21 protein-coding genes and 1 tRNA gene are annotated in these 25305 nt (G+C 66.5%); 12 read left to right on the top strand and 10 right to left on the bottom strand.

All coding sequences use genetic code 11. The features are described from left to right. The 3 genes from AC5RVD_RS14030 to AC5RVD_RS14020 are packed head-to-tail and all read right to left on the bottom strand — an operon-like array spanning position 1 to position 3713. Complete coding sequence (locus AC5RVD_RS14030; protein ID WP_494127246.1) at positions 1-1038, bottom strand: ABC transporter permease; 1038 nt, start codon at positions 1036-1038, stop codon at positions 1-3. Between the two features lie 3 nt (positions 1039-1041). Continuing rightward, a complete protein-coding gene (locus AC5RVD_RS14025) occupies positions 1042-2133 on the bottom strand; it encodes an ABC transporter permease (protein WP_494127245.1) in 1092 nt (363 codons plus the stop codon). Continuing rightward, complete coding sequence (locus AC5RVD_RS14020) at positions 2133-3713, bottom strand: sugar ABC transporter ATP-binding protein (protein WP_494127244.1); 1581 nt, start codon at positions 3711-3713, stop codon at positions 2133-2135. The genes AC5RVD_RS14025 and AC5RVD_RS14020 overlap by 1 nt, the downstream gene beginning before the upstream one ends. 301 nt (positions 3714-4014) lie before the next feature. Here AC5RVD_RS14020 and xylA point away from each other — a divergent pair, with 301 nt between their 5' ends. Genes xylA through AC5RVD_RS14005 form a run of 3 tightly spaced genes read left to right on the top strand, consistent with a single transcriptional unit; the run spans position 4015 to position 7732 of the window. Next, positions 4015-5202, top strand: a complete 1188-nt coding sequence (gene xylA, locus AC5RVD_RS14015; RefSeq protein WP_494127243.1) for a xylose isomerase — start codon at positions 4015-4017, stop codon at positions 5200-5202. A gap of 50 nt (positions 5203-5252) precedes the next feature. Further along, positions 5253-6692, top strand: a complete 1440-nt coding sequence (locus AC5RVD_RS14010; protein WP_494127242.1) for an FGGY family carbohydrate kinase — start codon at positions 5253-5255, stop codon at positions 6690-6692. Beyond that, the gene (locus AC5RVD_RS14005; RefSeq protein ID WP_494111275.1) at positions 6689-7732 is read left to right on the top strand and encodes an aldose epimerase family protein; all 1044 of its coding nucleotides are present in this window, start codon (positions 6689-6691) and stop codon (positions 7730-7732) included. Before AC5RVD_RS14010 ends, AC5RVD_RS14005 begins: the two co-directional genes overlap by 4 nt. Before the next feature lie 28 nt (positions 7733-7760). Here AC5RVD_RS14005 and AC5RVD_RS14000 read toward each other — a convergent pair whose 3' ends face one another. Beyond that, positions 7761-8981: an ROK family protein gene (locus AC5RVD_RS14000; RefSeq protein ID WP_494127241.1), complete on the bottom strand. Its 1221-nt coding sequence runs from the start codon at positions 8979-8981 to the stop codon at positions 7761-7763. A gap of 130 nt (positions 8982-9111) precedes the next feature. Here AC5RVD_RS14000 and AC5RVD_RS13995 point away from each other — a divergent pair, with 130 nt between their 5' ends. Then, positions 9112-10179: a Gfo/Idh/MocA family protein gene (locus tag AC5RVD_RS13995; RefSeq protein ID WP_494127240.1), complete on the top strand. Its 1068-nt coding sequence runs from the start codon at positions 9112-9114 to the stop codon at positions 10177-10179. Positions 10180-10283: 104 nt separating this feature from the next. On the opposite strand, the gene AC5RVD_RS13990 is transcribed toward AC5RVD_RS13995, so the two are convergent. The 5 genes from AC5RVD_RS13990 to AC5RVD_RS13970 form a co-directional block, all read right to left on the bottom strand. Further along, positions 10284-10359, bottom strand: a tRNA-Lys gene (locus tag AC5RVD_RS13990). A 112-nt stretch (positions 10360-10471) separates the two neighbouring features. Further along, the gene (locus AC5RVD_RS13985; RefSeq protein WP_494127239.1) at positions 10472-11551 is read right to left on the bottom strand and encodes a PQQ-dependent sugar dehydrogenase; all 1080 of its coding nucleotides are present in this window, start codon (positions 11549-11551) and stop codon (positions 10472-10474) included. 3 nt (positions 11552-11554) lie between these two features. Further along, complete coding sequence (locus tag AC5RVD_RS13980) at positions 11555-12109, bottom strand: hypothetical protein (RefSeq protein ID WP_494127238.1); 555 nt, start codon at positions 12107-12109, stop codon at positions 11555-11557. Between the two features lie 204 nt (positions 12110-12313). Further along, entirely contained in the window at positions 12314-12754 is a 441-nt protein-coding gene (locus AC5RVD_RS13975) for a hypothetical protein (RefSeq protein ID WP_494127237.1), read from the bottom strand. A 148-nt stretch (positions 12755-12902) separates the two neighbouring features. After that, positions 12903-13058 (bottom strand): hypothetical protein, encoded by a 156-nt coding sequence (locus tag AC5RVD_RS13970; protein ID WP_493986867.1) that lies wholly within the window; start codon positions 13056-13058, stop codon positions 12903-12905. Positions 13059-13130: 72 nt separating this feature from the next. Here AC5RVD_RS13970 and AC5RVD_RS13965 point away from each other — a divergent pair, with 72 nt between their 5' ends. The 5 genes from AC5RVD_RS13965 to ilvC all read left to right on the top strand — a co-directional run bounded on the left by AC5RVD_RS13965 (position 13131) and on the right by ilvC (position 19750). Beyond that, on the top strand, positions 13131-14048 hold the full coding sequence (locus AC5RVD_RS13965) for a LysR family transcriptional regulator (protein WP_493986868.1): 918 nt from the start codon (positions 13131-13133) through the stop codon (positions 14046-14048). Between the two features lie 164 nt (positions 14049-14212). Beyond that, positions 14213-15916, top strand: a complete 1704-nt coding sequence (ilvD, locus tag AC5RVD_RS13960) for a dihydroxy-acid dehydratase (RefSeq protein WP_494000034.1) — start codon at positions 14213-14215, stop codon at positions 15914-15916. Between the two features lie 356 nt (positions 15917-16272). Next, positions 16273-18174: an acetolactate synthase large subunit gene (locus AC5RVD_RS13955; protein WP_494111282.1), complete on the top strand. Its 1902-nt coding sequence runs from the start codon at positions 16273-16275 to the stop codon at positions 18172-18174. Positions 18175-18176: 2 nt separating this feature from the next. Then, the gene (gene ilvN / locus AC5RVD_RS13950; RefSeq protein WP_493979937.1) at positions 18177-18689 is read left to right on the top strand and encodes an acetolactate synthase small subunit; all 513 of its coding nucleotides are present in this window, start codon (positions 18177-18179) and stop codon (positions 18687-18689) included. Positions 18690-18724: 35 nt separating this feature from the next. Further along, positions 18725-19750: a ketol-acid reductoisomerase gene (gene ilvC, locus AC5RVD_RS13945; protein ID WP_493979938.1), complete on the top strand. Its 1026-nt coding sequence runs from the start codon at positions 18725-18727 to the stop codon at positions 19748-19750. Here the strand turns inward: ilvC and AC5RVD_RS13940 are convergent. Next, positions 19747-19878, bottom strand: coding sequence for a hypothetical protein (locus AC5RVD_RS13940; RefSeq protein ID WP_494111283.1), 132 nt, complete (start codon positions 19876-19878; stop codon positions 19747-19749). The two genes, ilvC and AC5RVD_RS13940, sit on opposite strands and share 4 nt — an antisense overlap. Before the next feature lie 147 nt (positions 19879-20025). On the opposite strand from AC5RVD_RS13940, the gene serA reads away from it, so the two are divergent. From serA to AC5RVD_RS13925, 3 genes are all read left to right on the top strand, one after another. Beyond that, positions 20026-21615, top strand: coding sequence for a phosphoglycerate dehydrogenase (gene serA / locus AC5RVD_RS13935; protein ID WP_494111284.1), 1590 nt, complete (start codon positions 20026-20028; stop codon positions 21613-21615). Between the two features lie 166 nt (positions 21616-21781). Beyond that, the gene (locus tag AC5RVD_RS13930) at positions 21782-24595 is read left to right on the top strand and encodes an ABC transporter permease (protein ID WP_494127236.1); all 2814 of its coding nucleotides are present in this window, start codon (positions 21782-21784) and stop codon (positions 24593-24595) included. Continuing rightward, complete coding sequence (locus tag AC5RVD_RS13925) at positions 24592-25293, top strand: ABC transporter ATP-binding protein (protein ID WP_494111286.1); 702 nt, start codon at positions 24592-24594, stop codon at positions 25291-25293. Before AC5RVD_RS13930 ends, AC5RVD_RS13925 begins: the two co-directional genes overlap by 4 nt. Positions 25294-25305: the final 12 nt, after the last annotated feature.

Below are 25305 nucleotides of genomic sequence, written 5' to 3'. Positions count from 1 at the left end.
CTACACGGGGGCGACGTCGAGTATGACGGCCCGCCGCTGCCGGACTCGGGCGTTGACGATGGCGCTGATCCGGTTGGCCAGGACAGCGATGATGAGAATCGAGCCGATGACGATTTTCTGGTAGCTGGACGGAACGCCGGCGAGGTTGATGATGTTGATGGTCGCGGCCAGCGTGATGGCGCCGAGCACGGCTCCCAAGATGCGGCCCCTGCCGCCACTGAGTGCCGCACCGCCGATGACGGCGGCGGCGATGGCCTGGATCTCGTACCCGACACCGAGGTCGGCCGGGACGTTGGTATTTCGGCCGGCCAGGATGACGCCGGCGATCGCGGCGCATAGCCCGCTGATGACGTAGGCGATGATCCGGACCCGGTCCACCCGCACGCCGGACTGTACGGCACCGGTCCGGCTGCTGCCGACAGCGAAAAGGTGTGTCCCAAGGCGGGACGATCCCAAGATCCCGCCGAGGAGCAGCGCCACGATGAGGGATATCACCATGGGCAGGGTGAGGGCCCCGGCCAGCGGGCTCAGGCCGCCGATGACATAGAACTCGGGGACCATGTAGCCGATGATGGGCACGCCCTGGGTCCAGATGTAGAGGATGCCGCCGGCGAAGCCGAGCATTGCGAGGGTGGCGATGAAGTCGGGCAGCCCGACCCGGGTGACGAGCAGGCCGTTGCCGATTCCGATCAAGGCGCCGGCAAGCAGCGCTGCGAGGATCGCGGCGAAAAGCGGCATTCCTGATTTCATGGTCTGGGCTGCTACCCCTGCGCAGAGTGCCATGGCGGCGCCGATCGAGAGATCGATGCCTCCCGCGATCAGGACGACGGTCATGCCCATGGCCAGGATCATGACCGTGATGCTGCTGTTGAGGATGTTGAACAGGTTTGACGGGGCCAGGAACACCGGCAACGTGAACGCCGCGATCAAACAAGCCAGTACCAGCATGGCGAGCACGCCGAGGGTGGGGTCCAGCAGGATCCGGTCGACGATGCGGCCGATCAGGCTGTTGTTCCGCGTAGGTGTTGAAGTGCTCATGGGTCAGTCCTGCTGTTCGGTCACGAACGGACGGGGGCGGGCGGCGGGTTTCTGTTCCTGCTGCTGGGCCGGGGCCGGGGGAGTGTCGTGGGGAGTGTCGTGCCTGGGGGGCGTGTCGCCACGGGAGCGTTTGCCCATATTGAGGGCGTATTGCTGGACGCGGCGGTCGAAGACCACCCCGGCGACGATGCAAAGGCCGGTGACGATGCTGAAGTAGACGGGGTCGACGCCGTTGAGTCGCAGGCCCTGCTGCAGGGTTGCCAGCAAAAGGCCACCGACGACGGCGGCCCAGACTGAACCGCGGCCACCGGCAAGGCTAACGCCTCCCAAAACGGCGCCGGCGATGGCGATGAATTCGTAGCCGCCGCCCAGGAAAGCCTGTACAGCGCCGAGGCGGGAGGCAATGAGGACGCCGGCGGCTCCTGCGAGCATGCCGGAGACGACGAAGGTGCCCATCCTGACGCGGAGGACGTTGACGCCGGCGACGTTCGCCGCGTCGGCGCCAATGCCGATGGCATATATGCGCCGGCCGAACACCGTTTTGGCCAGGAAAAGCTGCATGATGACCAGGAGGATTGCGGCGACCCAGAAGGCGCTCGGGATGCCCAGGAAACGGCCGTAGACGATGTCCGAAAAGCCCGGCGTCGTCACGCCTTGGAGGGGTACCTGTTCTGTCAGGACGATGAGCAGCCCGCTGGCGATGTTCAGCGTCGCCAGCGTGACGATGAAGTCGTTGATACCGAACTTCGTGATGAGCCATCCGTTGAACAGGCCGAATGCCGTGCCGGTGGCGACGCCCACGAGGACGCCCACCAGGGTCGGCGCACCGCTGAGCAATGCCCACATGGTCGTTCCGGCGCTCAGCCCTGCGACCGTGCCGACGGACAGGTCGATCCCGCCGGCCACGATGACGATTGCCACCCCGACGGTAATCAGCAAGACGGGGATGGCGTTGTTGATGTAGTCGGTGAGGCTCTCCGGTTGCAGGAAGACAGGCGACATCAGTTGGAACACGATGACCAGGACGATCAGGGCGACAGCGATCGGCACGCCGCTGGTCGAAAGTGTGCGGGATACGGCCCGTTGGAGATTCATCATTCGCTCCTGCCGGCGGATAGCGCCAGAATTCTGTTCTTCACGCCCTCGAAGTTTCCGGCGGCCAGTTCCTGCTGCAGCGAGGTCACCGAACCCACCAGCCGGCCTTTTTTCATGACCAGCACACGGTGGCTGAGTTCCAGCAGTTCGGCAATTTCCGAGGCAATGACGATGGCGGCCCCGCCGGCGGCGACGAAATCGCGGATGAGGTTGTGAACCTCCACCTTGGCCGAGACGTCGATACCCTGGGTCGGTTCGTCGAAGATCAGCAGTGAGGGCTTGGTGTTCAGGCAGCGTGCCACGATGGCCTTCTGCTGATTTCCGCCGCTCAGGTTCCGAATCTTTTCCCTGACGCTTGGGGCACGGATCGCCAAGCGCTGCCGGTAGCTTTCGGCCTGGTCCATTTCATCGCGGCTCTTGACCAGGAAACCCAGCTGCGTGACGCCGCCGAGGCTTGAGATGGAGATGTTTTCGGCAACGGAAAATTCCGGCAGAATGCCCAGCTGCTTGCGGTCTTCCGGGAGCATGGCCAGCCCGTGGCAGTATGCCGAGCTGGAATCCCGGATGCGAAGGGGTTGCCCGTTGAGGTGCAGCGTTCCGCTGCTCATCTTGTCCAAGCCCATGATGAGCCTGGCCAACTCGGTCCGCCCGGCACCGGCAAGGCCCGCTATGCCCAGGATCTCGCCCTTGCGGACCGACAGCGAAATGTCCTTCAGGACGTGGCTGCGGTGCACATTCTCCAGTCGCAGCACTTCCTCGCCGGCGTCCGCGGCCGTGTGCGGCGGCGTTCCGCTGGCCGCTCCGAATTCGCCGGCTGCGACTCCAAACATCATGCCAAGCAGCTCATCGACGTCCGTTTCGGCGATGGCGGCAGTCCCGGCGTTGGCCCCGTCGCGGAAGACGGTGGCGGTGTCCGCCAGACCGAACAGCTCCTCCAGATGGTGGGTTACCCACAGCAGTGGTACACCCCGCGCCCTGAGCTTGCGCATGTGTTCGAACAGGTGCCGCTTTTCTTCTTCCTCAAGCCCTGAGGTCGGCTCGTCCAGGATCAGCACGCGGGGGTCGAAGGCCAGTGCTTTGACGATCTCCACCACGCGCTTTTTCAACGCACCGAACTCCCCGACGGGAAGCTTCAAGTCCTCCCGGGTCAGCCCGAAGTCGGCGGCCAGCTGCTGTACCCGCTCTTCCATGCCCTTACGGTCAAGCCTGACCTTCAGGCCGAGAAAACGGGCATTCACCTCGCGGCCGAGGAAGATGTTGTCCAGTGCCGTGAGCGCCGGAACGAGCGAAAGCTCCTGATGGATGGTCGTGATGCCCGCATTGAGCGCATCACTGGGACGGCGGAAACGTACCTCTTCCCCGGCCAGCGTAACGGTGCCCGCATCCGGGGAGACCACGCCCGAGAGCACATTGATCAGCGTGGATTTGCCGGCCCCGTTGCCCCCCAGCAGGGCATGGATCTCGTCGGGGCGGATGTCCAGGCTCACCCCGCGCAGGGCGGTCACGCCTTGGTACTGCTTCACGACGCCTTCTACTTTCAGCAGCGGCGAATGATCGATCGGTTCGGTGGGATGCCCCATGGGATCGCTCCTGTTCTCCGCTGGAGGTTGAGGCGAGAGATGAAGCTCCGTCTGTGAGCAACATCATGTGAAAACTCAATATAGTAAGCAGTCGCAACAAATGCAACAGTTTTCTTTGCCGGAGTGGGAAAGGCTCGTGGCGGATGCGGCGTCTGTCCGGTCGTCGAGGCTGAGTTCGGTCCGAATCTCCTCGGGCTGGTCAGGAGCGATGGAGTTCCAGGCCGCTGAAAACCGTTGACTTTGGGTCGCGATGGAGAATATGTTGTTGCTCACTACTATTGATTCATGATGGGAGACGGCAATGAGGCAGCCTAGCCGCGAAGACAAGTTCTCCTTCGGCTTGTGGACGGTGGGATACGCGGGAGCCGACCCCTTCGGCGGCCCTACCCGGTCGCACGCAGATGTTGTTGAGGTGGTCGAACGGCTTGCCGGTCTCGGCGCCTACGGGTTGACGTTCCACGACGACGACCTCTTCGCCTTCGGCAGCAGCGAGGGGGAGCGGCAGAAGCAGATTGACCGCCTGAAGGGTGCACTCGAGGACACGGGCCTTGAGGTTCCGATGGTCACGACGAACCTCTTCAGCCCCCCCGTTTTCAAGGACGGCGGGTTCACCTCCAACGACAGGGCCGTCCGCCGGTTCGCGCTCCGGAAGGTCCTGCGAAACATTGAGCTGGCCGCGGAACTCGGCGCCCGGACTTTTGTCATGTGGGGAGGTCGCGAAGGCGCAGAGTACGACGCTGCCAAGGACGTCCGGGCAGCCCTGGAGCGGTACCGCGAGGCGCTGGACGTTTTGGGGGGCTTCGTGACCGATCGGGGGTACGACCTGCATTTCGCGATTGAACCCAAGCCCAACGAGCCCCGCGGCGACATACTGCTGCCGACGGTTGGCCATGCGCTGGCTTTCATCGAAACCCTGGAACGGTCCGAACTCTTCGGCGTCAACCCTGAGGTCGGACATGAACAAATGGCGGGCCTGAATTTCACCGCGGGCGTTGCCCAGGCGCTGTACCACGGCAAGCTGTTCCATATTGATCTCAACGGCCAGCGGGGGGTCAAGTACGACCAGGATCTGGTCTTTGGCCATGGCGACCTGCAAAACGCTTTTTCCCTGGTGGACCTGTTGGAAAACGGCGGCCCGAGCGGTGGCCCTGCTTACGACGGTCCGCGCCACTTCGACTACAAGCCGTCGCGGACCGAGGATGCCGGGGGAGTGTGGGATTCGGCTGCGGCGAACATGCGGATGTACCTGTTGCTGAAAGAACGGGCCGCCGCCTTCCGCTCGGACCCTGAGGTACAGGAAGCGATGCGCGCTTCCCGCGTCACCGAACTGGCGCAACCCACCCTTGGCGAAGGAGAGTCTTACGCCGAGCTGCTCCAGGACCGTTCCTCTTACGAGGATTTCGCCCCGGAGGGGTACTTTGACGGCAGCGGGTTCGGGTTCGTCCGGCTGCAGCAGTTGGCCATGGAGCATCTGCTTGGCACGCGCTGATCCGCGGGAATCGTTGAAGTTTAGGCTCGGCCAACGTAACGGGAGGCATCATGACGCTTGTTGCGGGTGTTGATTCTTCGACGCAAAGCTGCAAAACGGTGTTCCGGGATGCCCGCTCGGGCCGGGTCGTTTCTGCGGGACGGGCACCTCACCCGGCCGGCACGGAAGTCGACCCGGAGGCCTGGTGGAGCGCACTGCAGGCGGCGCTCGCCCAGGCGGGAGGTCTCGGCTCAGTCAGCTGCCTTTCGGTAGCAGCACAGCAGCACGGGATGGTGGCCCTCGATAAGGAGGGCCGGGTGATCCGGCCGGCTTTGCTCTGGAACGACACTCGAAGCGCGGGCGCTGCCGCTGCCCTTGTGAGGGAAGTGGGCGCCGATGAATACGTGCAAAGGACGGGATTGCTTCCGGTAGCATCGTTCACCGCCAGCAAACTGCGGTGGTTGCGTGACGCAGAACCCGGCAATGCCGCGAAGGTCGCCGCGGTCGCGCTTCCCCATGACTGGCTCACCTGGCGGCTGCGCGGGTACGGGCCAGCTGCTTCAAGCCCGCTTGGGCCAGTCCTTGAAGAACTCACAACGGACCGGTCGGATGCCAGCGGCACCGGCTACTGGGATCCGGAGGCAAACCGGTACGACCTGGATCTTTTCACTTTGGCCCTCGGACATGCTGCCATCGTTCCCAGTGTCCTCCGCCCCCATGAGCCGGCGGGCAAGACGCCCGGGGGGATCATTTTGGGTGCGGGAGCCGGAGACAATGCCGCTGCGGCGTTGGGCCTAAACGCTTCACGCGAGGAAGCCATCGTTTCGATCGGCACCAGCGGAACGGTATTCGCCTCATCCGCCGAACTGCATCGGGACAGGACGGGCTCCGTCGCCGGCTTTGCAGACGCCGCAGGCGCTTTCCTCCCGATTGCGACCACGCTCAATGCAGCACGCATCCTGACGTCCGTCGCCGAGGTGCTGGGCGTTGACAACGACGGGCTCTCGCGTCTCGCCCTGGAGGCTCCCCCTGGCGCCGGGGGAGCAGTCTTGATCCCCTGGTTCGAAGGGGAACGCACCCCAAACCTGCCCCATGCGACGGGCAGTCTTCACAGCCTGTCGCTGACCTCGATGACAAGGCCCAACCTTGCGCGGGCCGCCGTCGAGGGGATGCTGTGCAGTCTCGCCCGAGGGCTTGATGCACTGCGTCAGGCTGGCGCACGTCCCGAACGGGTCCTTCTGATCGGCGGGGGCGCACAGAACCGGGCAGTTCAATTGATTGCCGCGCAGGTCTTCGACATGCCGGTCTCGGTTCCGGCACCCGGCGAGTACGTGGCCGAAGGAGCCGCTGTGCAGGCCGCATGGGTCCTCAATGGAGTACGCCCTGACTGGCCGCCACAATTCGACGCGCAACTGCGACCCGATCCGCGGCCTCTTATCCGGGATCAGTACGGCAGCCATGCCGAACAGCAGGAGACGTGGTTCCGCGGTCACATCGAAGGCGCGGCGTGAAGAAGCAGGCAGGCGCCAGCAGGCCGGGCACGGGACTGGTCCTGGCCAATGCCCGCAGCACCCGCCTGACGCTCGATCCCTACGGAGCCAGGATCGTCGAACTGCTCCTGCCGGACAGGGGCGGCAAGCACGAAAACGTGGTGCTTGGGTTCGACGCTGTTGACGACTATCGCCGCCACGCGAACTGCTACATCGGGGCAACCATCGGTCGGACAGCGGGCCGCATCCCGGGTGGCCGGTTCTCCTCGGCAGGGGTCACCTTTCCCGTTACCGCGAACGAGGGGCGGAACCATCTTCACGGAGGACCAAGGCGAAGTTTCGACCGCGTCCTGTGGTCCCGATCGGACACCTCCCCGGAACCGGCGCAGGACGACTTCGTCAGTTTCGAATACCGCAGCCCCGAAGGCGAAGAAGGCTATCCGGGAAACCTCTCGGCGCGGGTCCGGTACTCGCTGTCTGACGCCAATGAGCTGTCGATTCTCTTCACGGCCAAGGCCGACGCGGACACCCCGGTCAATATGACCAATCACGCTTACTGGAATATGGACGGGGCCGGGGCGAGGCCCGTCATCGATCAGCAGCTGATGGTTGACGCGGATTACATCCTCGCCACGGATTGGGAACTCATTCCGACGGGTAGCCACCTGCCCGTCGCCGGCTCGGCTTTCGACTTCCGCAAGCTGAGGCGTATCGGAGCCTTCCTGCCGGAATCGGGCACCGAGCCATGGCCGGGCATCGATAATACGTTCCTGTTCAATCCCGGCAGGGACGACGCCAAGCCGGCGGCAGTACTTTACTCTCCCGAGACCGGACGCATGCTGGAGCTGTTTACCACCGAATTCTGTCTTCAGGTTTATACAGCGAACCGGCTGCCTCCGCTGGCGGGCCGAGGGGGTGCCGCGTACGGGCCCGGCAGCGGCATATGCCTTGAACCCCAGAAGATTACCGATTCCAGCCGTTTCCCCGACTTTCCCTCGGTGGTCCTTCCGGCCGGAACGGAGTACCGGCACCTCAGCCGTTACCGGTTCTCGACAACGTGAACCCGGTCAACCAGGAGTCGCGGCCGCTTCAGGCGACGAAGGCGTAGGCCGCGGGGTCGGCCAGAAGGTCGGCGAAAACCAGTTCAGCCGCGCCGACCATGAGGAGATTCGCGCCCAACTGCGGCCGGGAAATGTGAACGCTCTGGCGCGAAACCGGCAGTGATTCCCGGGAAACGAGCCGCTCCAGCCGCTCCGGATCAGCGGCGTGCAGGGAGCCCAGGAAGCCGCCCAAGATGATCAGCTCCGGATTCAGTATGTTGATTGCATTGCCCAGGGCAATGGCGAGGTACTCCTGCTGCCGGTCCACAACCGCCCGAACTTCGGCGGAAGTGGACGAAAGCAGCGCCTCCTCCAGTTCGTCCACATCCGCGGACGCCAATCCCAAGGCGGCAAGCAGAGCGTCACGGGTCACTTCGGACTCCAGGGTGCCCCGGGCGTGGGCAGTGTCAAGCCCTCCGCCGCTTCTGATCCGGGTGTGGCCCAGCTCCCCGGCATGGCCGGCGACGCCTGTCAGGGCGTGGCCTCCGCTGATGATCCCGCCGCCAATGCCGCTCGCCCCGCCATTGAGGTAGATCATGTCGCTGACCCGTCGGGCGGACCCGAAGGTCCTTTCGGCAAGGGCACCAAGGCTCGCATCGTTGGCGGCTTTCACGGGATACCCCGTGGCAGTGGCCAGCATTTCGGCAATCGGTTCATCCGTCCACTCCAGATGCGGGGCCAACCGCACGAGCCCGTCCTGTGTCCGCACCAAGCCAGGTACCGCGACGCCGATACCTGCGATTCGGTTCCCGTTGGACTTCATGCCTTCAACGATCGCCGCACTGATGTTGACTGCTTCCCGGACGCTGGGAGCCTTGTCCGTCTCGTAGCGGATCCGTTTTTGGACGACCCCGCCCAAGCTGACGGCGCCGACGGTAACCGCGTCGATCTCAGGATTGACTGCGATTGCTACGGTCGCCGGGTTTGGGCGCACGACCGCACTCGGTCGCCCGACGCCGTTGCTTGAGTCCGGGCTGGTTTCCAAGACCAGGCCGAGCTCGATCAGCTCGCCGACCAAGGCGCCGATTGTCGACCTGTTCAGCCCTGTTTTCCGCGTCAGCTCGGAGCGGGGGACGGGGCCGGCATGATGCACGAACTGAAGAACGGTGGAGAGGTTATGCCGGCGAATGCTGTCAAGGTTGTTCCCCACCCGCTGGGCCGGCAGCAACCGCCCGTGGCCGGTGCGCAGCGGCGCGTTCGATGAACTCAACCTAAACCTCCCTGGATGGCGGACAAGGAACGACTGCCTAACTTATCGTTCAACCGCAGGCTACTCCATCCCCGCGACCATCAAATGTTTATTCCTTGAACAAATTATGGCACAAGAGTAATCTTCCGGTATGTTGAACGCCGATGGCCCTCCGCGGCCCGTCCGCACCGGCTTGGTGGGCTATGGGCTGGCCGGCAAAGTTTTCCATGGGCCCTTCCTCCGCGCCCTTCCGGAGTTTTCCCTGGACGCCATCGCGACGTCCCACCCGGAACGCAAGCTGCAGGCCGCCAAGGATCATCCCGAAGCAAGAATTGTTGCAGACGCCAACGAATTGCTGGAGGGAGGCCTGGATCTGGAGTTGGTCGTGCTTGCGGGTCCTCCCCATACCCACTTGAGCCAGGGGTTGGCAGCGCTGGACGCAGGCTTGGCCGTGATCGTGGACAAGCCCTTCGTGCCAACGGTCGCCGACGGCGAGCAACTGATCGAAAGGGCGGAACGTGTCGGGAAGCCCCTGATTGTTTTCCAGAACCGGCGGTGGGACGGGGACTTCCGAACCGTGCGGAAGGTCCTGGCCGACGGGCAGCTGGGCCGGGTCTATCAGTTTGAATCGAGCTTCGAGCACTGGGCGCCCAAAGTCGTTGACCGCTGGCAGGATACAACGCCGCCGAGCCTGGCCGGCGGGATCACTTTTGATCTGGGAAGCCACCTCATAGACCAGGCGCTGGTGCTGTTCGGGGCAGTTGCCGAGATCAGCGCCGACGTGCGCACCGTCCGTGAAGGGGGCGGCAACGACGACGTCAGCCTCGTTGAGCTCTTCCACTCGAACGGCGTGCATTCGCGGCTCTGGATGAGCCGGGTGGCGGCACAAGCCGGACCCCGCTTCCGCGTGCTGGGGACTGAAAGCGCTTTTGTCAGCTACGGCCTGGACGGCCAGGAACCGGCCTTGGCAGCCGGCGCAGTCCCAACTGATCCAGGGTTCGGCGCCGCGCCCGAAAGCACGTGGGGCACCATCGGCATCAAAGGGCCAGGTTATCCCGCACCCATTGCAGTGCCGACCGAAAGGGGCGACTACCTTGGGTTTTACAGGGCTGCGGCCCAGGCTATTCGGGGAAGCGGGCCCATCCCCGTCGATCCCCGGGATGCTTTGGAGGTCGTCCGGGTGATTGAACGGGTTCATCAGCTCGGCAAGCCTGGCTAGGGGAGGCCGCGGGCGCCAAGTTCTTCTTCAGGCCCTGCTCCACCGTCCGCAGAACGAAAAACCCCGCCTGTCCAGGCTTGCGCGCTGGTCAGACGGGGTTTCGCTGGTGCACCCCCCGGGACTCGAACCCGGAACCCATTGATTAAGAGTCAATTGCTCTGCCAGTTGAGCTAGAGGTGCAGCTGTCGGTGCGGGTCCCAGCGGCGGTTTCCCGGGCGCTTTTTCCCTCGCAACGACATGTAACTCTAGCAGGACATTTCCACGAAAGTGAAATTGAAGCGGCGTTTGTCGCCTACTTCACAGAAACGGCCAGCATTCGGTCCTCGTCGGTGCCGTTGGTGAGGACCCAGAGCCGGCCGTCCGGGGCCGCGGCCACGTCACGCAGCCGGCCGTATTCTCCTTCGTAGAAGGCCTCGGGCTCTCCGGCCTCCGTGCCGTCGAGCTCTACCCGCCACAGCCGCTGGCCCCGCAGTGCAGCGATCCACGCAGTGCCGTCCACCAGGGCCATGCCGCTGGGGGAGGCCTCGGCCGTGGACGGCCAGACCACCTTGGCGTCGATGAACCGCTCGTCGCCGGGGGCTCCCGTAACGTCCGGCCAGCCGTAGTTGCCGCCGGGTTCGATCAGGTTCAGCTCGTCGTCCCGGTCGGGGCCGAACTCCGTTACCCAGAGCCTGCCGTCGGTGTCCCACGCCAGCCCCTGCACATTGCGGTGGCCGAAGCTGTAGACCGGGCTGTCGCCGAAGGGGTTGCCGGGGGCAGGCGCGCCGTCGGGCGTGACCCGCAGGATCTTGCCGCCCAGCGAGGACAGATCCTGGGAGCGGGAGGAATCGGAGGCGTCGCCGGTGGCGATGTACAGGTAGCCGTCCGGGCCGAACTTGAGCCGTCCGCCGTTGTGGATCCCGGCTTTGGGGATGCCGGTGACGATTTCCTGCGCGTCGCTGAGCCGGCCGTCGTCCCAGCGGTAGCTGAGAACCCTGTTGTCCTCCGGCGAGGTGAGGTAGACGTAGAGCCGGGCATCGGCGTCGAAATCCGGGCTGGGCTCCAGCCCCAGCAGGCCGGCCTCACCGGTGGTTTCGAGCGCAGACTCCACGGGCGCGGCGGCGACCGTTTCGCCGTCGACCACGTGTTTGATCAGGCCAGTGTCGTTCTCGGAGATGAGTGCGCTGCCGTCGGGCAGGACCGCAACGGACCACGGTTCGGCCAGGCCGGAGGCTGCCGTCTCCACGTCCGGGCTGGTTCCGGCGCCGCCGCCACCGTCCGGCCGGGCATTGCCGTCGCCGCTGCAGCCGGCCAGGACGGTGGACAGCGCCACGGCCAAGGCCAAGGGAGCAAACCGAAGCGGCAGGACGCGCCGATCCGCTTCGTCGTCCATCCGTCAGCCTCTTTTCCGGTTCGCTCCGTCTCCGTCCTCGGCCTGGACGGACGGTTCGATGACCGCCTCGCCCGCATAACCGAGCCATTCGGTCTCATCGTAAAGCGGTTTGTCCGTGACGGCCGCCTGCTCCGCTGCCGCGTCCTCGACATCGGCAGGCACCGGCTCCCCGGCCCCGGCACCTCCTGCGGTTGCCGTGCCGGTGGCGCCAGGGGACTCCGGCATTGTCTCCTCGACCACCAGGTCCTCGTCGACGGCTGGCGGCAGAGGGCCGATCGTCGGGTTAGTGCCGGCGGTGTCGGAGGGGCCGTGCGTCAGGTTCGTTGGCGCGGGAGCCGGGTTAGTGCCGGCGGTGTCGGAGGGGCCGTGCGTCAGGTTCGTTGGCGCGGGAGCCGGGTTAGTGCCGGCGGTGTCGGAGAGGCCGTGCGCCAGGTTCGTTGGCGCGGGGGCCGGGGAACGGGCCTCCGTGGAGCGGGGCTTGCGGCTGAACAGCCGGCACAGCAGGGCGGTCACGATGGTGGCTGCGACGGCGATCTTGATTCCCCATCTCCGGTCCATGGCCTTCACCTTCGGTTGATGGTTGTGGTGCATCCGGTCCCGACGTTACGTGCGGGGCCGGGCAGTGTCCATAGGCCCCGGTACCCGGATCAGGGAGGCGGAGCCGGCAGGGTTTGGGGAGATGCCCGCCGGACCCGAGGCCGGCGGACCGGGGGCCGGAAGACCGGCTCGACACGGCGCTAGGCCGGGAAGGTCAGCTCCGGGCTAGGCCCGGAAGATCAGCTCCGCCATGAAGCTGTGGAAGTCGGGCTGGTCTTCGGACTGGTCGATCGTGTGGCCCTCGGTGGGCAGCTTGCCTTCGGCCTGGACTCCGAACCGGAACGTCCTGCCGGTGCTGGTGCCCACTTCGTATTCCCCGCCGCCCAGCTGGACCGCATGGGACATGTTGGTCATGTTGATCGCGACGGGCGTGCCGCCGGGCGTCAGCGCGGAGCCGTCGAAGGGCGCGATGACCAGCTCCTGCGGCCGCCAGCGGTAACCGATCACGTAAAAGTCCCCGGTCCCGCCCTGCGCCGCGTGCGCATTGTCCTGGCGGCTGCTGGCGAAGACGAGGTTGTAGTCCCCGTAGTTGGGAATCTGGGAGTCAAAGATCGCGCTGAGCGCGTCCTTGAGTTCGTCGCTGGTGGGCATGTCGCTGGTGGGCATGGTGGCCTTCGGATGTGCGTGATTGGGCTGGGGAGCTTGAGCCTGCGGCGGCGGAAGCGGGGAACGCTGCCCGCCAGTTTAGTGAACCGGACCCACAAAAAAGCGCCTGGCCCATGTGGTGCCCGGCGCTTAGTTGAGGGGGTGGGTGTCAGACTGCGTCGACCGCTTTCACCGGCATGGCCGCATGGTCGGTCTCCCACGTGTGGCTGCGCGGCACCGGGCCGTGGTCGCGGCGGACAACGACGGCGAGGCGCGCGAGGACGGCGGCCATCCCCACTACGGTCAGGGCAACTGAGACTGTCATGCCACCATTGTCAACCGGGGCAACCGTCAAGTTCAAGCTAACGTTACTTACCTCACTATGTAGTATCGCTTTATGGACATGAGGCGGCTGCAAATACTGCGGGAACTGGGCGATCGCGGGTCCGTCGTCGCTACCGCCGCTGCGATGAAGATCACAGCCTCGGCCGTGTCGCAGCAGCTGAAGGCGCTGCAGCGGGAGGTGGGCGTCACGCTGGTGGAGAAAGCCGGCAGGGGAGTGCGCCTGACCGAGGCCGGGCTGGCCATGGCCGCGGCTGCCGCGGACGTCTCGGCGGCGATGGAGAGGGCGCAGGCCACCGTGGACGGCTACCGCAGCGGCTGGCAAAACCAAATCCGTGCGGCGTTCTTTCCCAGCGCCGCGGAAATGTTTCTGCCGGGCCTGATGTACCGGCTGCAGGACATCGAGGGGCTGCATTTCGACCCCTGCCTGGAAGACCCGTCCGTCGAGGGGTTCCTGCCGCTGGCGGCCGACTACGACCTGGTGCTGGCACACAGCCAGCAGGGCGTCGAGGCCTTCGCCCGCAGCGGCATCACCGTGCTGCCGTTGCTGGACGAGCCGCTGGATGTGGCCATGCCCGCCGGCCATCCGCTGGCAGAACTCGACGTCCTCAGGCCGGAGGATGTGGTGGACCACCCGTGGATCGGCGTCCCGCAGGGCTTTCCGTTCGAACAGGTGCTGCGCCAGATCGAAGCACGCACCGGCAGGCTGGCCAAGCGGACCACGCGCTACGCCGACCTGCGCGTCATGGAGGCCATGGTGGCCGCCGGGCACGGGCTCGCCGTGGTGCCGCGGTTCACCTCGCGGAAGGCACAGTCCACCCGCGGCTTCGTGATGCGCCCGTTGGAGGGGATTCGCGCCAGCCGGACCATCGTGGTGCTGGCCCGCAGCGACGTGGCTGAACGCAGCAGCGTGCACCGGGTGATCGGAATGCTGCAGCAGGAAGCCGCGGCGATCGCCAGCCAGCAGGGCTGAGGGCGGCAGCGCCGGGTGACCCGGGAGTGGCGCGGTTGCCGGCCCGGGTGGGCGCCGCCGTCGCGGCGCCGGGCAACCCTGGCGTGCCGCTGTTGCGGGCCCGGGTGGGCGCCGCCGTCGTAATATGGCCCTGCCATGGCGGCGCGGGTCATAGAATCGATGCCATGAGTGCGGACGCAACCCCAGACATCAAGCCCCGTAGCCGGGTAGTAACCGATGGCATCCACGCCGCTCCGGCGCGCGGCATGCTCCGAGCCGTAGGGATGGGCGACGAGGACTTCGCCAAGCCGCAGATCGGCATCGCGAGCTCTTGGAACGAAATCACCCCCTGCAACCTGTCGCTGAACCGGCTGGCCCAGGGTGCCAAGGAAGGCGTCCACGCCGGCGGCGGTTTCCCGATGCAGTTCGGCACCATCTCCGTCTCCGACGGCATTTCCATGGGCCACGAGGGCATGCACTTCTCGCTGGTCTCCCGCGAGGTCATCGCGGACTCGGTGGAAACGGTCATGATGGCCGAACGCCTGGACGGTTCCGTGCTGCTGGCCGGCTGCGACAAGTCACTGCCGGGCATGCTGATGGCCGCCGCCCGCCTGAACCTCTCCTCGGTGTTCCTCTACGCCGGCACGATCATGCCCGGCTTCGCGAAGATGGAGGACGGCTCGGAGAAGGAAGTCACCCTGATCGACGCCTTCGAGGCCGTGGGTGCCTGCGCCGCGGGCAAGATGAGCCGCAAGGACTTGGACTCGATCGAGCGCGCCATCTGCCCGGGTGAAGGCGCCTGCGGCGGCATGTATACCGCCAACACCATGGCCTCCATCGGCGAGGCCATGGGCATGTCCCTGCCGGGCTCCGCCGCGCCGCCCTCGGCGGACCGCCGGCGCGACAACTTCGCGCACAAGTCCGGCGAGGCCGTGGTGAACCTGCTGCGCAAGGGTATCCGCGCCCGCGACATCATGACCAAGAAGGCCTTCGAGAACGCGATCGCCGTGACCATGGCGTTCGGCGGCTCCACCAACGCCGTGCTGCACCTGCTGGCGATCGCCCGCGAGGCGGAGGTGGACCTGACGCTGGACGACTTCAACCGGATCGGCGACAAGGTTCCGCACCTGGCCGACATGAAGCCCTTCGGCCGCCACGTGATGTTCGACCTGGACAAAATCGGCGGCGTCCCGGTGGTCATGAAGGCGCTGCTGGATGCGGGCCTGCTGCACGGCGACTGCCTAACCGTGACCGGCAAGACCGTGGCCGAGAACCTGGCGGCCATCAACCCGCCGGACCCGGACGGCAAGATCCTGCGCGCCCTGGACAATCCGATCCACAAGACCGGCGGCGTGACCATCCTGCACGGTTCGCTGGCCCCCGAAGGCGCCGTGGTCAAGTCCGCAGGCTTCGACGCCGACGTCTTCGAGGGCACCGCCCGCGTGTTCGAACGCGAGCAGGGCGCCCTGGATGCGCTGGACAACGGCCAGATCAAGGCCGGCGACGTGGTGGTCATCCGCTACGAGGGTCCCAAGGGCGGCCCGGGCATGCGCGAGATGCTGGCCATCACGGGCGCCATCAAGGGCGCCGGGCTCGGCAAGGACGTGCTGCTGCTCACCGACGGCCGGTTCTCCGGCGGCACCACCGGCTTGTGCATCGGGCACGTGGCGCCGGAAGCGGTCGACGGCGGCCCGATCGCCTTCGTGCGCGACGGCGACCTGATCCGCGTGGACATCGCGGCCCGCAGCTTTGACCTGCTCGTCGACGAGGCCGAGCTGGAAGCCCGCAGGGTGGGCTGGGAACCGCTGGCGCCGAAGTTCACCACCGGCGTGCTGGCCAAGTACGTCAAGCTGGTGAACTCCGCGTCCACCGGCGCTTACTGCAGCTGAACCACGACGGCGGGCGCCGCCCTCCACGAGGCGCGCGCCCGCCGTCGTGCCCGCCACGGGCATCCGGGGAGTCCATCCTTTGGACTCAGATGCCCAAATAATGAGACAGCGATGTCTCAGGTTGACACTGATATCTGCGTGGCACGAGACTGAAGCCATGCAAAGCGTATCCGTGGTCGTCCTTACCAAGCGCGTGGCGTAACCGCCCGTCTGGCCGACCACGTCACGCGCGAAACCCCATCGGAGCCAACCGGCTCGACGGGGTTTTTTTATTTGCAGAAGAGAACAGGGCCGTCCTCCGCTCGCGGAGGAGGGCAAGCACATCAGAGAACGTAAAGATCCGCAAAGGAAATCCGATGACTAAGGGATCGCCAATCAGCCCCTCGCTGATGGCCAACAAGGCGCCGGCCTCGGCCGACGCTTTCAAAACCAAAGATGTAGCTGCCTCTGTCTCTTCCGTCGTGGACGGCCTCAGCCCGGTAGTCGGGCCGAACAACATCGTGCCGCCCACGGAAATGACCGGCTCACAAGCCGTTGTCCGTTCGCTGGAAGAACTGGGCGTCGATGACGTCTTCGGGTTGCCGGGCGGGGCCATCCTCCCCACCTACGACCCGCTCATGGATTCGGCCAAGATCAACCACGTCTTGGTCCGTCATGAACAGGGTGCAGGCCACGCCGCACAGGGTTATGCCATGGTCACCGGCCGCGCCGGTGTCTGCATTGTCACCTCCGGCCCGGGTGCCACCAACCTGGTCACCGCCATTGCCGACGCGCACATGGACTCGGTGCCGATGGTGGCGATCACCGGGCAGGTCTCCTCGGCCGTGATCGGCTCGGACGCGTTCCAGGAAGCGGACATCGTCGGCATCACCATGCCGGTCACCAAGCACTCCTACCTGGTCACCAAGGCGCAGGAGATTCCCCGCGTGCTGGCCGAGGCGTTCCACATCGCCACCACGGGCCGCCCCGGCCCGGTGCTGGTGGACATCACCAAGGACGCCCAGCAGTCCATGATGAGCTTCTCCTGGCCGCCGAAGATCGACATCCCCGGCTACCGCACGGTGGTGCGCGGGCACTCCAAGCAGGTCCGCGAGGCCGCCAAGCTGATCGCCGCGGCGGAGCGCCCGGCGTTCTACGTGGGCGGCGGTGTGATCAAGGCCCACGCGTCGCAGGAACTGCGCGAGCTGGCCGAGCTGGTGGGCGCCCCGGTGGCCACCACGCTGATGGCCCGCGGCGTGTTCCCGGATTCGCACCCGCAGCACGTGGGGATGCCGGGCATGCACGGCTCCGTCTCCGCGGTGACCGCGCTGCAGCAGGCCGACCTGTTGATCACGCTCGGCGCCCGCTTCGACGACCGCGTCACCGGCGTGCTGAGCACCTTCGCCCCGGGCGCCAAGGTGATCCACGCGGACATCGACCCCGCGGAGATCTCCAAGAACCGCACGGCCGACGTGCCGATCGTGGGTTCGGTCAAGGAGATCATTCCGGAACTGGCCGAGGCCTGCCGCGAGCGGTTCGCCGCCGAAGGCACCCCGGACCTCTCCGCCTGGTGGGCCATGCTGAACCGGCTGCGCGAGACCTACCCGCTGGGCTTCGCCGAGCCCGACGACGGCCTGATGGCCCCGCAGCAGGTGATCCAGCGGATCGGCGAGCTGACCGGGCCGGAAGGCGTCTACGTTGCCGGCGTGGGCCAGCACCAAATGTGGAGCGCGCAGTTCATCAAGTACGAGCGCCCGCACGCCTGGCTGAACTCCGGCGGCCTGGGCACCATGGGCTACTCGGTCCCGGCCGCCATGGGCGCCAAGGTGGGCAACCCGGACCGCGTGGTCTGGGCCATCGACGGCGACGGCTGCTTCCAGATGACCAACCAGGAACTGGCCACCTGCCGGCTGAACAACATCCCCATCAAGGTCGCGGTGATCAACAACTCCTCGCTGGGCATGGTCCGCCAGTGGCAGACACTGTTCTACGACGGCCGGTACTCCAACACCGACCTGAACACCGGCCACGACACCGTGCGCGTCCCGGACTTCGTGAAAATGGCCGACGCCTACGACTGCGTGGGCCTGCGCTGCGAACGTCCGGAGGACATTGACGCCACAATCCAGCAGGCGCTGGCGATCAACGACCGCCCCGTGGTGATCGACTTCGTGGTCAGCCCCAACGCGATGGTGTGGCCGATGGTCCCCGCCGGCGTGAGCAACGACCTCATCCAGATTGCCCGCGACATGACCCCCGAGTGGGAAGAGGAGGACTAGGAATGTCCCGCCATACCCTTTCAGTGCTGGTGGAGGACGTCCCGGGTGTGCTGACCCGCGTCGCCAGCCTCTTCGCCCGCCGGGCGTTCAACATCCATTCTCTGGCCGTCGGCCCCACGGAAGCAGACGGGTTCTCCCGCATCACCGTGGTGGTCGAGGCCGAGGGCGACCTGCTGGAGCAGGTCACCAAACAACTGAACAAGCTCATCAACGTCATCAAGATTGTCGAGCTGGTTCCCGAAACTTCCGTGCAACGCGACCACATCCTGGTCAAGGTCCGCGCGGATGCCGCAACACGGCTGCAGGTAACCCAGGCAGCAGACTTGTTCCGCGCCTCCGTGGTCGACGTGTCCACCGACTCGTTGGTCCTGGAGGCCACCGGCACCGCCGATAAGCTCGAGGCCCTGCTTGCAGTGCTGGAGCCGTTTGGCATCCGCGAAATAGTCCAATCCGGAACGCTGGCCATTGGCCGCGGCTCCCGCTCCATGAGCGACCGCGCGCTGCGTTCCGCCTGATTCCTTTCCACGCAATCCCAACAGGAGAAACTTAAGTGACTGAGCTGTATTACGACGACGACGCCGACCTTTCGATCATCCAGGGCCGCAAGGTCGCTGTCATTGGCTACGGCAGCCAGGGCCATGCCCATGCCCTGAGCCTGCGCGATTCCGGCGTCGACGTCCGCGTCGGCCTGGCCGAGGGCTCCAAGTCCCGCGCCAAGGCCGAGGCCGAGGGCCTGAAGGTCCTCTCCGTCGCCGACGCTGCCGCCGAGGCCGACGTCATCATGATCCTGACCCCGGACCAGGTCCAGGCCAAGGTCTACGCCGAGTCCATCGCCGACAAGCTCGAAGAGGGCAACGCCCTGTTCTTCGGCCACGGCTTCAACATCCGCTACGGCTTCATCCAGCCGCCGGCCAACGTCGACGTCGCCCTGGTCGCGCCGAAGGGCCCGGGCCACATCGTGCGCCGCGAGTTCGAAGCCGGCCGCGGCGTCCCGGACCTGATCGCCATCGAGCAGGACTACACCGGCAACGCCAAGGCGCTGGCGCTCTCCTACGCCAAGGGCATCGGCGGCACCCGCGCCGGCGTCATCGAGACCACCTTCACCGAAGAGACCGAGACCGACCTGTTCGGCGAGCAGGCCGTGCTCTGCGGCGGCGCCTCGCAGCTGGTGCAGTACGGTTTCGAGACCCTGACCGAGGCCGGCTACAAGCCGGAGATCGCCTACTTCGAGGTGCTGCACGAGCTCAAGCTGATCGTCGACCTGATGGTCGAAGGCGGCATCGCCAAGCAGCGCTGGTCGGTCTCCGACACCGCCGAGTTCGGTGACTACGTCTCCGGCCCGCGCGTGATCACCCCGGAGGTGAAGGAGAACATGAAGGCCGTCCTGGCGGACATCCAGAACGGCTCCTTCGCGAAGCGCTTCATGGACGACCAGGCCAACGGCGCCAAGGAGTTCCTGGAGCTGCGCCAGAAGGGTGAAGACCACCCAATCGAGGCCACCGGCCGCGAACTGCGCAAGCTGTTCTCCTGGATCAAGTCCGACGACGACTACACCGAGGGCGTCGCAGCCCGCTAGGCCAGTCCGACGGCCGGCGCCCATCGCGGGCGCCGGCCGTCCCGTTTCCCCGAGGCGCCGTCGTCGTCGTTACGTATCCCCAAGGCGCCGCCGTCGTCGTCACGTTTTCGAGGCGCCGCTGTCGTCACGTTTCCCTTGACCCGCCGTTTCACCGGGCGAAGCCGGCCGGCCGGCGCCGGTAATAACTGGGGGACAGGGCCGCAGCCGTTCTAGACTGGACCTACCCCCATCTATACGCACGGCCATCACCATGCTTGCAGCGAAGGAACACCCCTGTGGAAAAACCAGTAGTCCTCCTTGCGGAGGAACTCTCCCCAGCGACCATCGAAGCCCTCGGGCCCGACTTCGAGATCCGGCAGACCGATGGAGCCGACAGGTCCCAGCTGCTGGCCGCGATTGCCGACGTCGACGCCATCCTGGTCCGCTCCGCCACCAAGGTGGACGCCGAAGCCATTGCGGCAGCCAAGAACCTGAAGGTCATCGCGCGCGCCGGCGTGGGCCTGGACAACGTGGACATCAAGGCCGCCACGCAGGCCGGTGTCATGGTGGTGAACGCCCCCACCTCCAACATCGTTTCCGCCGCTGAACTGACCGTCGGCCACATCCTGGCGCTGGCCCGCCACATCCCCGCCGCGAACGCCTCGCTCAAGGGCGGCGAGTGGAAGCGCTCCAAGTACACCGGCACCGAGATCTACGAGAAGAAGATCGGCATCATCGGCCTTGGCCGCATCGGCGCCCTGATCGCCGCGCGCATGCAGGCGTTCGAGACCCAGATCCTCGCCTACGACCCGTACGTGACCAGCGCCCGCGCCGCGCAGCTGGGCGTGCAGCTGGTCAGCCTGGACGAGCTGCTGGAGCAGTCGGACTTCATCACCATCCACATGCCGAAGACCCCGGAGACCGTGGGCATGATCGGTGCCGCCGCGTTCGAGAAGATGAAGCCCTCCGCCTGCGTGGTCAACGTGGCCCGCGGCGGCCTGATCGATGAAGCCGCGCTCTACGACGCGCTGAAGGAAGGCAAGATCGCCGGCGCCGCGATCGACGTCTTCGTCAACGAGCCGAGCACCGACCTGCCGTTCTTCGAACTGGAGAACGTGGTGGTCACCCCGCACCTCGGCGCCTCCACCGAGGAAGCCCAGGAGAAGGCCGGCATCTCCGTGGCCAAGTCCGTGCGCCTGGCGCTGGCCGGCGAGCTCGTGCCCGACGCCGTGAACGTGGCCGGCGGCGTGATCGCCCCGGACGTCCGCCCGGGCATCCCGCTGATCGAAAAGCTTGGCCGGATCTTCACCGCGCTGACCCACGATTCGGTGACCCAGATCGACGTCGAGGTGGCCGGCGAAATCGCCGAGCTGGACGTGAAGGCGCTGGAACTGGCCGCGCTCAAGGGCGTGTTCAGGGACGTCGTCTCCGAACAGGTCTCCTACGTCAACGCGCCGGTGCTGGCCGAGCAGCGCGGCATCAATACCCGCCTGATCACCACCACGGAGTCCGAAGAGTACCGCAACGTGCTCACCATCCGCGGCGCCCTCTCGGACGGTTCGCAGATCTCCGTGGCCGGCACGCTGACCGGCCCCAAGCAGATCCAGAAGATCGTGGCCATCAACGGTTACGAGGTGGAAATGCCGATCAGCGAACACGTGATCGTGTTCCTCTACGAGGACCGTCCCGGCGTCATCGGCACCCTGGGCCGGCTGCTGGGCGAGCAGGACATCAACATCGCCGGCATGCAGGTGGCCCGCAACGACGCCAGCAAGCAGGCGCTGGCCGTGCTGACCGTGGACAGCGCCCTCCCGCAGGACCTGCTGGACCGGCTCAGCGCGGAGATCGGCGCCGTCGTGGCCCGCGAAGTCGACCTGCAGGACTGACTCGCGCTGCGCCGTAAAGCCCGCCCCGCCCTTGCCCCGTGCCCGGGGCAGGGGCGGGTTTTACGCATACACGCCGGTCGATTCCTCGACTGCGCGCACCTCGTGAGAACCTTAATGCCGGGTCAATTCGACCTCTGGCCTTTTTGCTGCCGTATGGAGTGATTCTGTGGAAATCCGGTTCAACGCTGCGTCACGCTTCATGCGCAGCCGCTCTCTCGTGGTGACGGTCGCCGTCCTGATCGCGGCAATGGTCCTTTCCATTTTCGTCCAGGGCCGCGCACAGGCATCGCTGACCCGGATCGTCGATGCCAACACCCGCGGCGTGTACGACATCCTGGTCCTGCCCGACGGCACCGCGGGCGACGAACTGCGCCAGCCGGATTTCCTCACCGGCAACGGCGGCATTGCCTCCTCGGATCTGGAGCAGGTCCGGGGGATCGACGGCGTCTCCGTCGCCGCCCCGATTTCGCTCGTGTCCAAGGTGGTCCAGGACATCGAGTTCCCGCAGCTGAAGGCCACCGATTACGTCGGCTACAACCCGAACATCGAGCAGTACCTCAAGGCCCAGGGCATCAAGGACGCCGTGCCGAAGGAAGAGTGGCCGGCACCGGATTCCGTGTTCAACGAAGAACCGACCAACTACCGGATCACCGCCAAGGCCGTCAGCTCCGACGGCCTAACGGACACCGTCCTCTTCGAAACAGCCGCCGAAGGTTCCCTGGGCCAGGCGAAGCTGGAGGAGCTGGACGTCCCCGGCGGCACCAGCCTGCGCACCGTGGCCCCCAAGGGCGAAACCGGCATCAAGTTCCCGGATCCGGCCGGTGGCAGCATGCACGGCGATTTCGACACCACCATCGCGCTGCCCATGCTCCCGCAGATCACCGAGACGGTGGTTGCCGTGGACCCGGCGGCCGAATCCGCGCTGCTCGGCGAGGCCGGCGACTTCCTGGCCCCGCTCAAGCAGGCACCGGAACCCACCGACCGCAACGCCCAGGAACTGGGCCAGCACTTCTCCTCGCAGTTCGGGATGGGCATGTTCTCCGAGGGCGGCGAAGGCGCCGCCATCGACGGGCACCCGTTTGAGTTCTGGAGCCCGTTCTTCGTCCAGTACCAGAACGCGGTGGAAGCCGGCACGCTGGACGAGGAATCCCAGGTCATCCCCATGGTGGTCCGTTCCGGCACCGACCTGGACCTGACCTACTCGGTCAAAATCGAACAACTGGACGACGCCGGCAACACCGTTTCGGAGGTCGGCACCGTCAGCAAGGAGCTGGGGGAGGGCTACCTGCCCTTCGCGTCCAGCAAGCCCTTCCAGCTGCGCTGGCCCGGCGGCGAGGACTACAGCTACCTGCTCGGCTCCGGCGGCGTCCAGATGGTCGCCGGCCTGCACCAGCCGCCGGTGTGGACCACCGACTTCATGTCCAACCCGGAGTTCACCGCCGGGGACGCCGCCAGCGACGGCAGCGCGGAGCAGACCGCCACGCCGCAGGGCTGGATCCAGGTCAACAAGCTGCCGGAGAAGACCCTCCAGTGGCAGCTGGAACCGGACCAGAGCCAGCGGGAACCGGTGGAAGAGCAGTCGTACCGCAGCACCGTGGACTCCGGCGCGGAATCCGCTACTCCGCTGCCGTTCGTCTACGGCACCTTCGATGCTTCCGCCGTGCGCGAGGCGGCTGGCGACGTGAACTACCTGCCGTTGGGTGGCTATGACCCGACGCCGGTGACCATCACCAAGGACGCCGAGGGCAACAACGTCGACGACACCGTGATGAAGCCGGGCCTCAGCGGCGCCGGCCTGTCCGTGCAGTCCGCCGGCGCCATCACCGACTTCGCCGGACTGGCCGCCGTCCGCGGCACCGGCGCCGAGGAGCCGGTCATTGACGCCGTGCGCGTCCGCGTGGATGCCGCCGGCTCCTGGGCCGACGCCGAAGACCAGATCAACACCGTTGCCGCCGCGATCGAGGAGCTCGGCCTGCAGACCCAGGTCGTGGCCGGCTCGGCCCGCGAAGACGTGTCCATCTACGTGCCGGACTACTACAAGGACGCCGCGGGCACGGTCAGCGACCTCGGCACCGTGCAGCAGTCCTGGGTCCGCCAGGGCGCCGCCGGCGAGGTCCAGGGCGCCCTGAGCGCCTCCAGTGCTGCGCTGCTCGCCCTGACCGTGGGCGGCGCGGCGCTGCTGACGGCCGCCAGCGCCGTCGCCTTCACCCGGTCCCGCCGGACCGAAGCCGTGACGCTGCGGGCCATGGGTTGGAACCGGCGGCGCATCCGCTCCTGGTTCCTGAACGAGCTGCTGGTCGGCGGCGTGGCCGTGCTGGTGGTGGCCATCGTTGCCAGTGCCATCAGCCGCAGCGCCGTGACCCTGTGGGTGTCGTTGATCGCGCTGGTGGTTTACGGTGCCGCGGCCTTCGTCTCAGCCGCAATGCTCAAGCCGCACCCGGCGAAGGACACCGAACCGTCCGGGGCAGCCGGCGTGCCGTCGGTGAAGACCCCGCTGCAGTTCGCCGCCCGGCAGCTGAGCACCAACCGGTTTAACACCGTGGCCATAGCGCTGGGCGTCGCGGTGCTCGGTGCAGCGGCCGGAGCCCTGGTGGCGGTGCTGGTGGACATCCCGCGGGCAGCCGGCAGCACGGCGCTCGGTTCGCTGGCCGCCACTCAGCTGAGCGGCCTGAACATCGCGCTGGCGCTGCTCGGCGTGGTCACGGCGCTGCTGCTGGCGCTGATGACCACCCGGTTCGAAGCGCGCCGCAAGCGCGAACAGTTTGCCATCCTCGGCGCCATGGGCTGGACGCCTACCCTGCTGCTGCAGGCCCGCCGCGGCGAGGCCGGCATCACCGCCGCCGTCGCCCTGCCGCTGGCGGTCATCGGCGCCGTCGTGACCGCCCTGTTTATTGCACCGCACACTGCGGTGTGGGCCGCTGCCGCTGGCATCGCGGCCGTGCTCCTCTGGTTTGTTTTGATGACAAGGACCCGGAAATGATTGAAGAACCCCTGACCCGCGCAGCCACCAAGGAGCGCACCGCCGACCATGCCATGCCGGTGGAGCTGCGGGGCATCACCATCAGGTACGACGGCGGCGCCGAGCCGCTCGTGATTGCCGAGGACTTCGACCTCGGCCTGGAAGCCGGCACCATGCACTGCCTGGCCGGCCGCAGCGGCTCCGGCAAGACCAGCATCCTCACCGTGGCCGCGGGGCTGCAGCAGCCCACCTCCGGCGAGGTGCTCTGGCAGGGCGATGCCCTCAGCACCATGGACGACGACGAGATCTCCGACCGGCGCCGGGCGCTGATCGGCTACGTGGACCAGGGCGGCGCCCTGATCGACGGCATGAGCGCGCTGGAGAACGTCCTGCTGCCGGCCGTGCCCGACGGCAAGGTGGAAGAGCGCACCGAGATGGCCAAGGACCTGCTGGACCTGGTCGGGCTGGGCCGCCGCATGCGCCACCGCCCCGGCCAGCTCTCCGGCGGCGAACGCCAGCGCGTGGCCATCGCCCGCGCGCTGATCCTGGGCACCAAGGTCCTGGTGGTGGACGAGCCCACCGCCAACCTGGACCGCGAACAGGCCAACAAGATCATCCACATCCTGAAGGACACCACCAAGGACGGCATCGCCGTGCTCGTGGCATCCCACGACCAGGAACTCATCAAGGCCGCGGACAGCAGCACCCGGATGAACTAGAGCGTCCCCCAA

The organism is Arthrobacter sp. THG-b23 (genome assembly GCF_059091265.1).
The sequence above is the reverse complement of the archived record's forward strand: the minus strand, read 5'-3'. Positions and strand labels throughout refer to the sequence as shown.

Excerpts from the sequence above, each read along its gene's own strand:
- ilvN (WP_493979937.1), top strand. The coding sequence starts at position 18,177 with ATGTCCCGCCATACCCTTTCAGTGCTGGTGGAGGACGTCCCGGGTGTG.
- AC5RVD_RS13925 (WP_494111286.1), top strand. The coding sequence starts at position 24,592 with ATGATTGAAGAACCCCTGACCCGCGCAGCCACCAAGGAGCGCACCGCC.
- AC5RVD_RS13955 (WP_494111282.1), top strand. The coding sequence starts at position 16,273 with ATGACTAAGGGATCGCCAATCAGCCCCTCGCTGATGGCCAACAAGGCG.
- ilvD (WP_494000034.1), top strand. The coding sequence starts at position 14,213 with ATGAGTGCGGACGCAACCCCAGACATCAAGCCCCGTAGCCGGGTAGTA.
- AC5RVD_RS14025 (WP_494127245.1), bottom strand. The coding sequence starts at position 2,133 with ATGAATCTCCAACGGGCCGTATCCCGCACACTTTCGACCAGCGGCGTG.
- AC5RVD_RS13970 (WP_493986867.1), bottom strand. The coding sequence starts at position 13,058 with ATGACAGTCTCAGTTGCCCTGACCGTAGTGGGGATGGCCGCCGTCCTC.
- AC5RVD_RS13975 (WP_494127237.1), bottom strand. The coding sequence starts at position 12,754 with ATGCCCACCAGCGACATGCCCACCAGCGACGAACTCAAGGACGCGCTC.
- AC5RVD_RS13985 (WP_494127239.1), bottom strand. The coding sequence starts at position 11,551 with ATGGACGACGAAGCGGATCGGCGCGTCCTGCCGCTTCGGTTTGCTCCC.
- AC5RVD_RS13965 (WP_493986868.1), top strand. The coding sequence starts at position 13,131 with ATGGACATGAGGCGGCTGCAAATACTGCGGGAACTGGGCGATCGCGGG.
- AC5RVD_RS14020 (WP_494127244.1), bottom strand. The coding sequence starts at position 3,713 with ATGGGGCATCCCACCGAACCGATCGATCATTCGCCGCTGCTGAAAGTA.
- AC5RVD_RS14010 (WP_494127242.1), top strand. The coding sequence starts at position 5,253 with ATGACGCTTGTTGCGGGTGTTGATTCTTCGACGCAAAGCTGCAAAACG.
- AC5RVD_RS13995 (WP_494127240.1), top strand. The coding sequence starts at position 9,112 with ATGTTGAACGCCGATGGCCCTCCGCGGCCCGTCCGCACCGGCTTGGTG.
- AC5RVD_RS13980 (WP_494127238.1), bottom strand. The coding sequence starts at position 12,109 with ATGGACCGGAGATGGGGAATCAAGATCGCCGTCGCAGCCACCATCGTG.
- AC5RVD_RS14030 (WP_494127246.1), bottom strand. The coding sequence starts at position 1,038 with ATGAGCACTTCAACACCTACGCGGAACAACAGCCTGATCGGCCGCATC.
- xylA (WP_494127243.1), top strand. The coding sequence starts at position 4,015 with ATGAGGCAGCCTAGCCGCGAAGACAAGTTCTCCTTCGGCTTGTGGACG.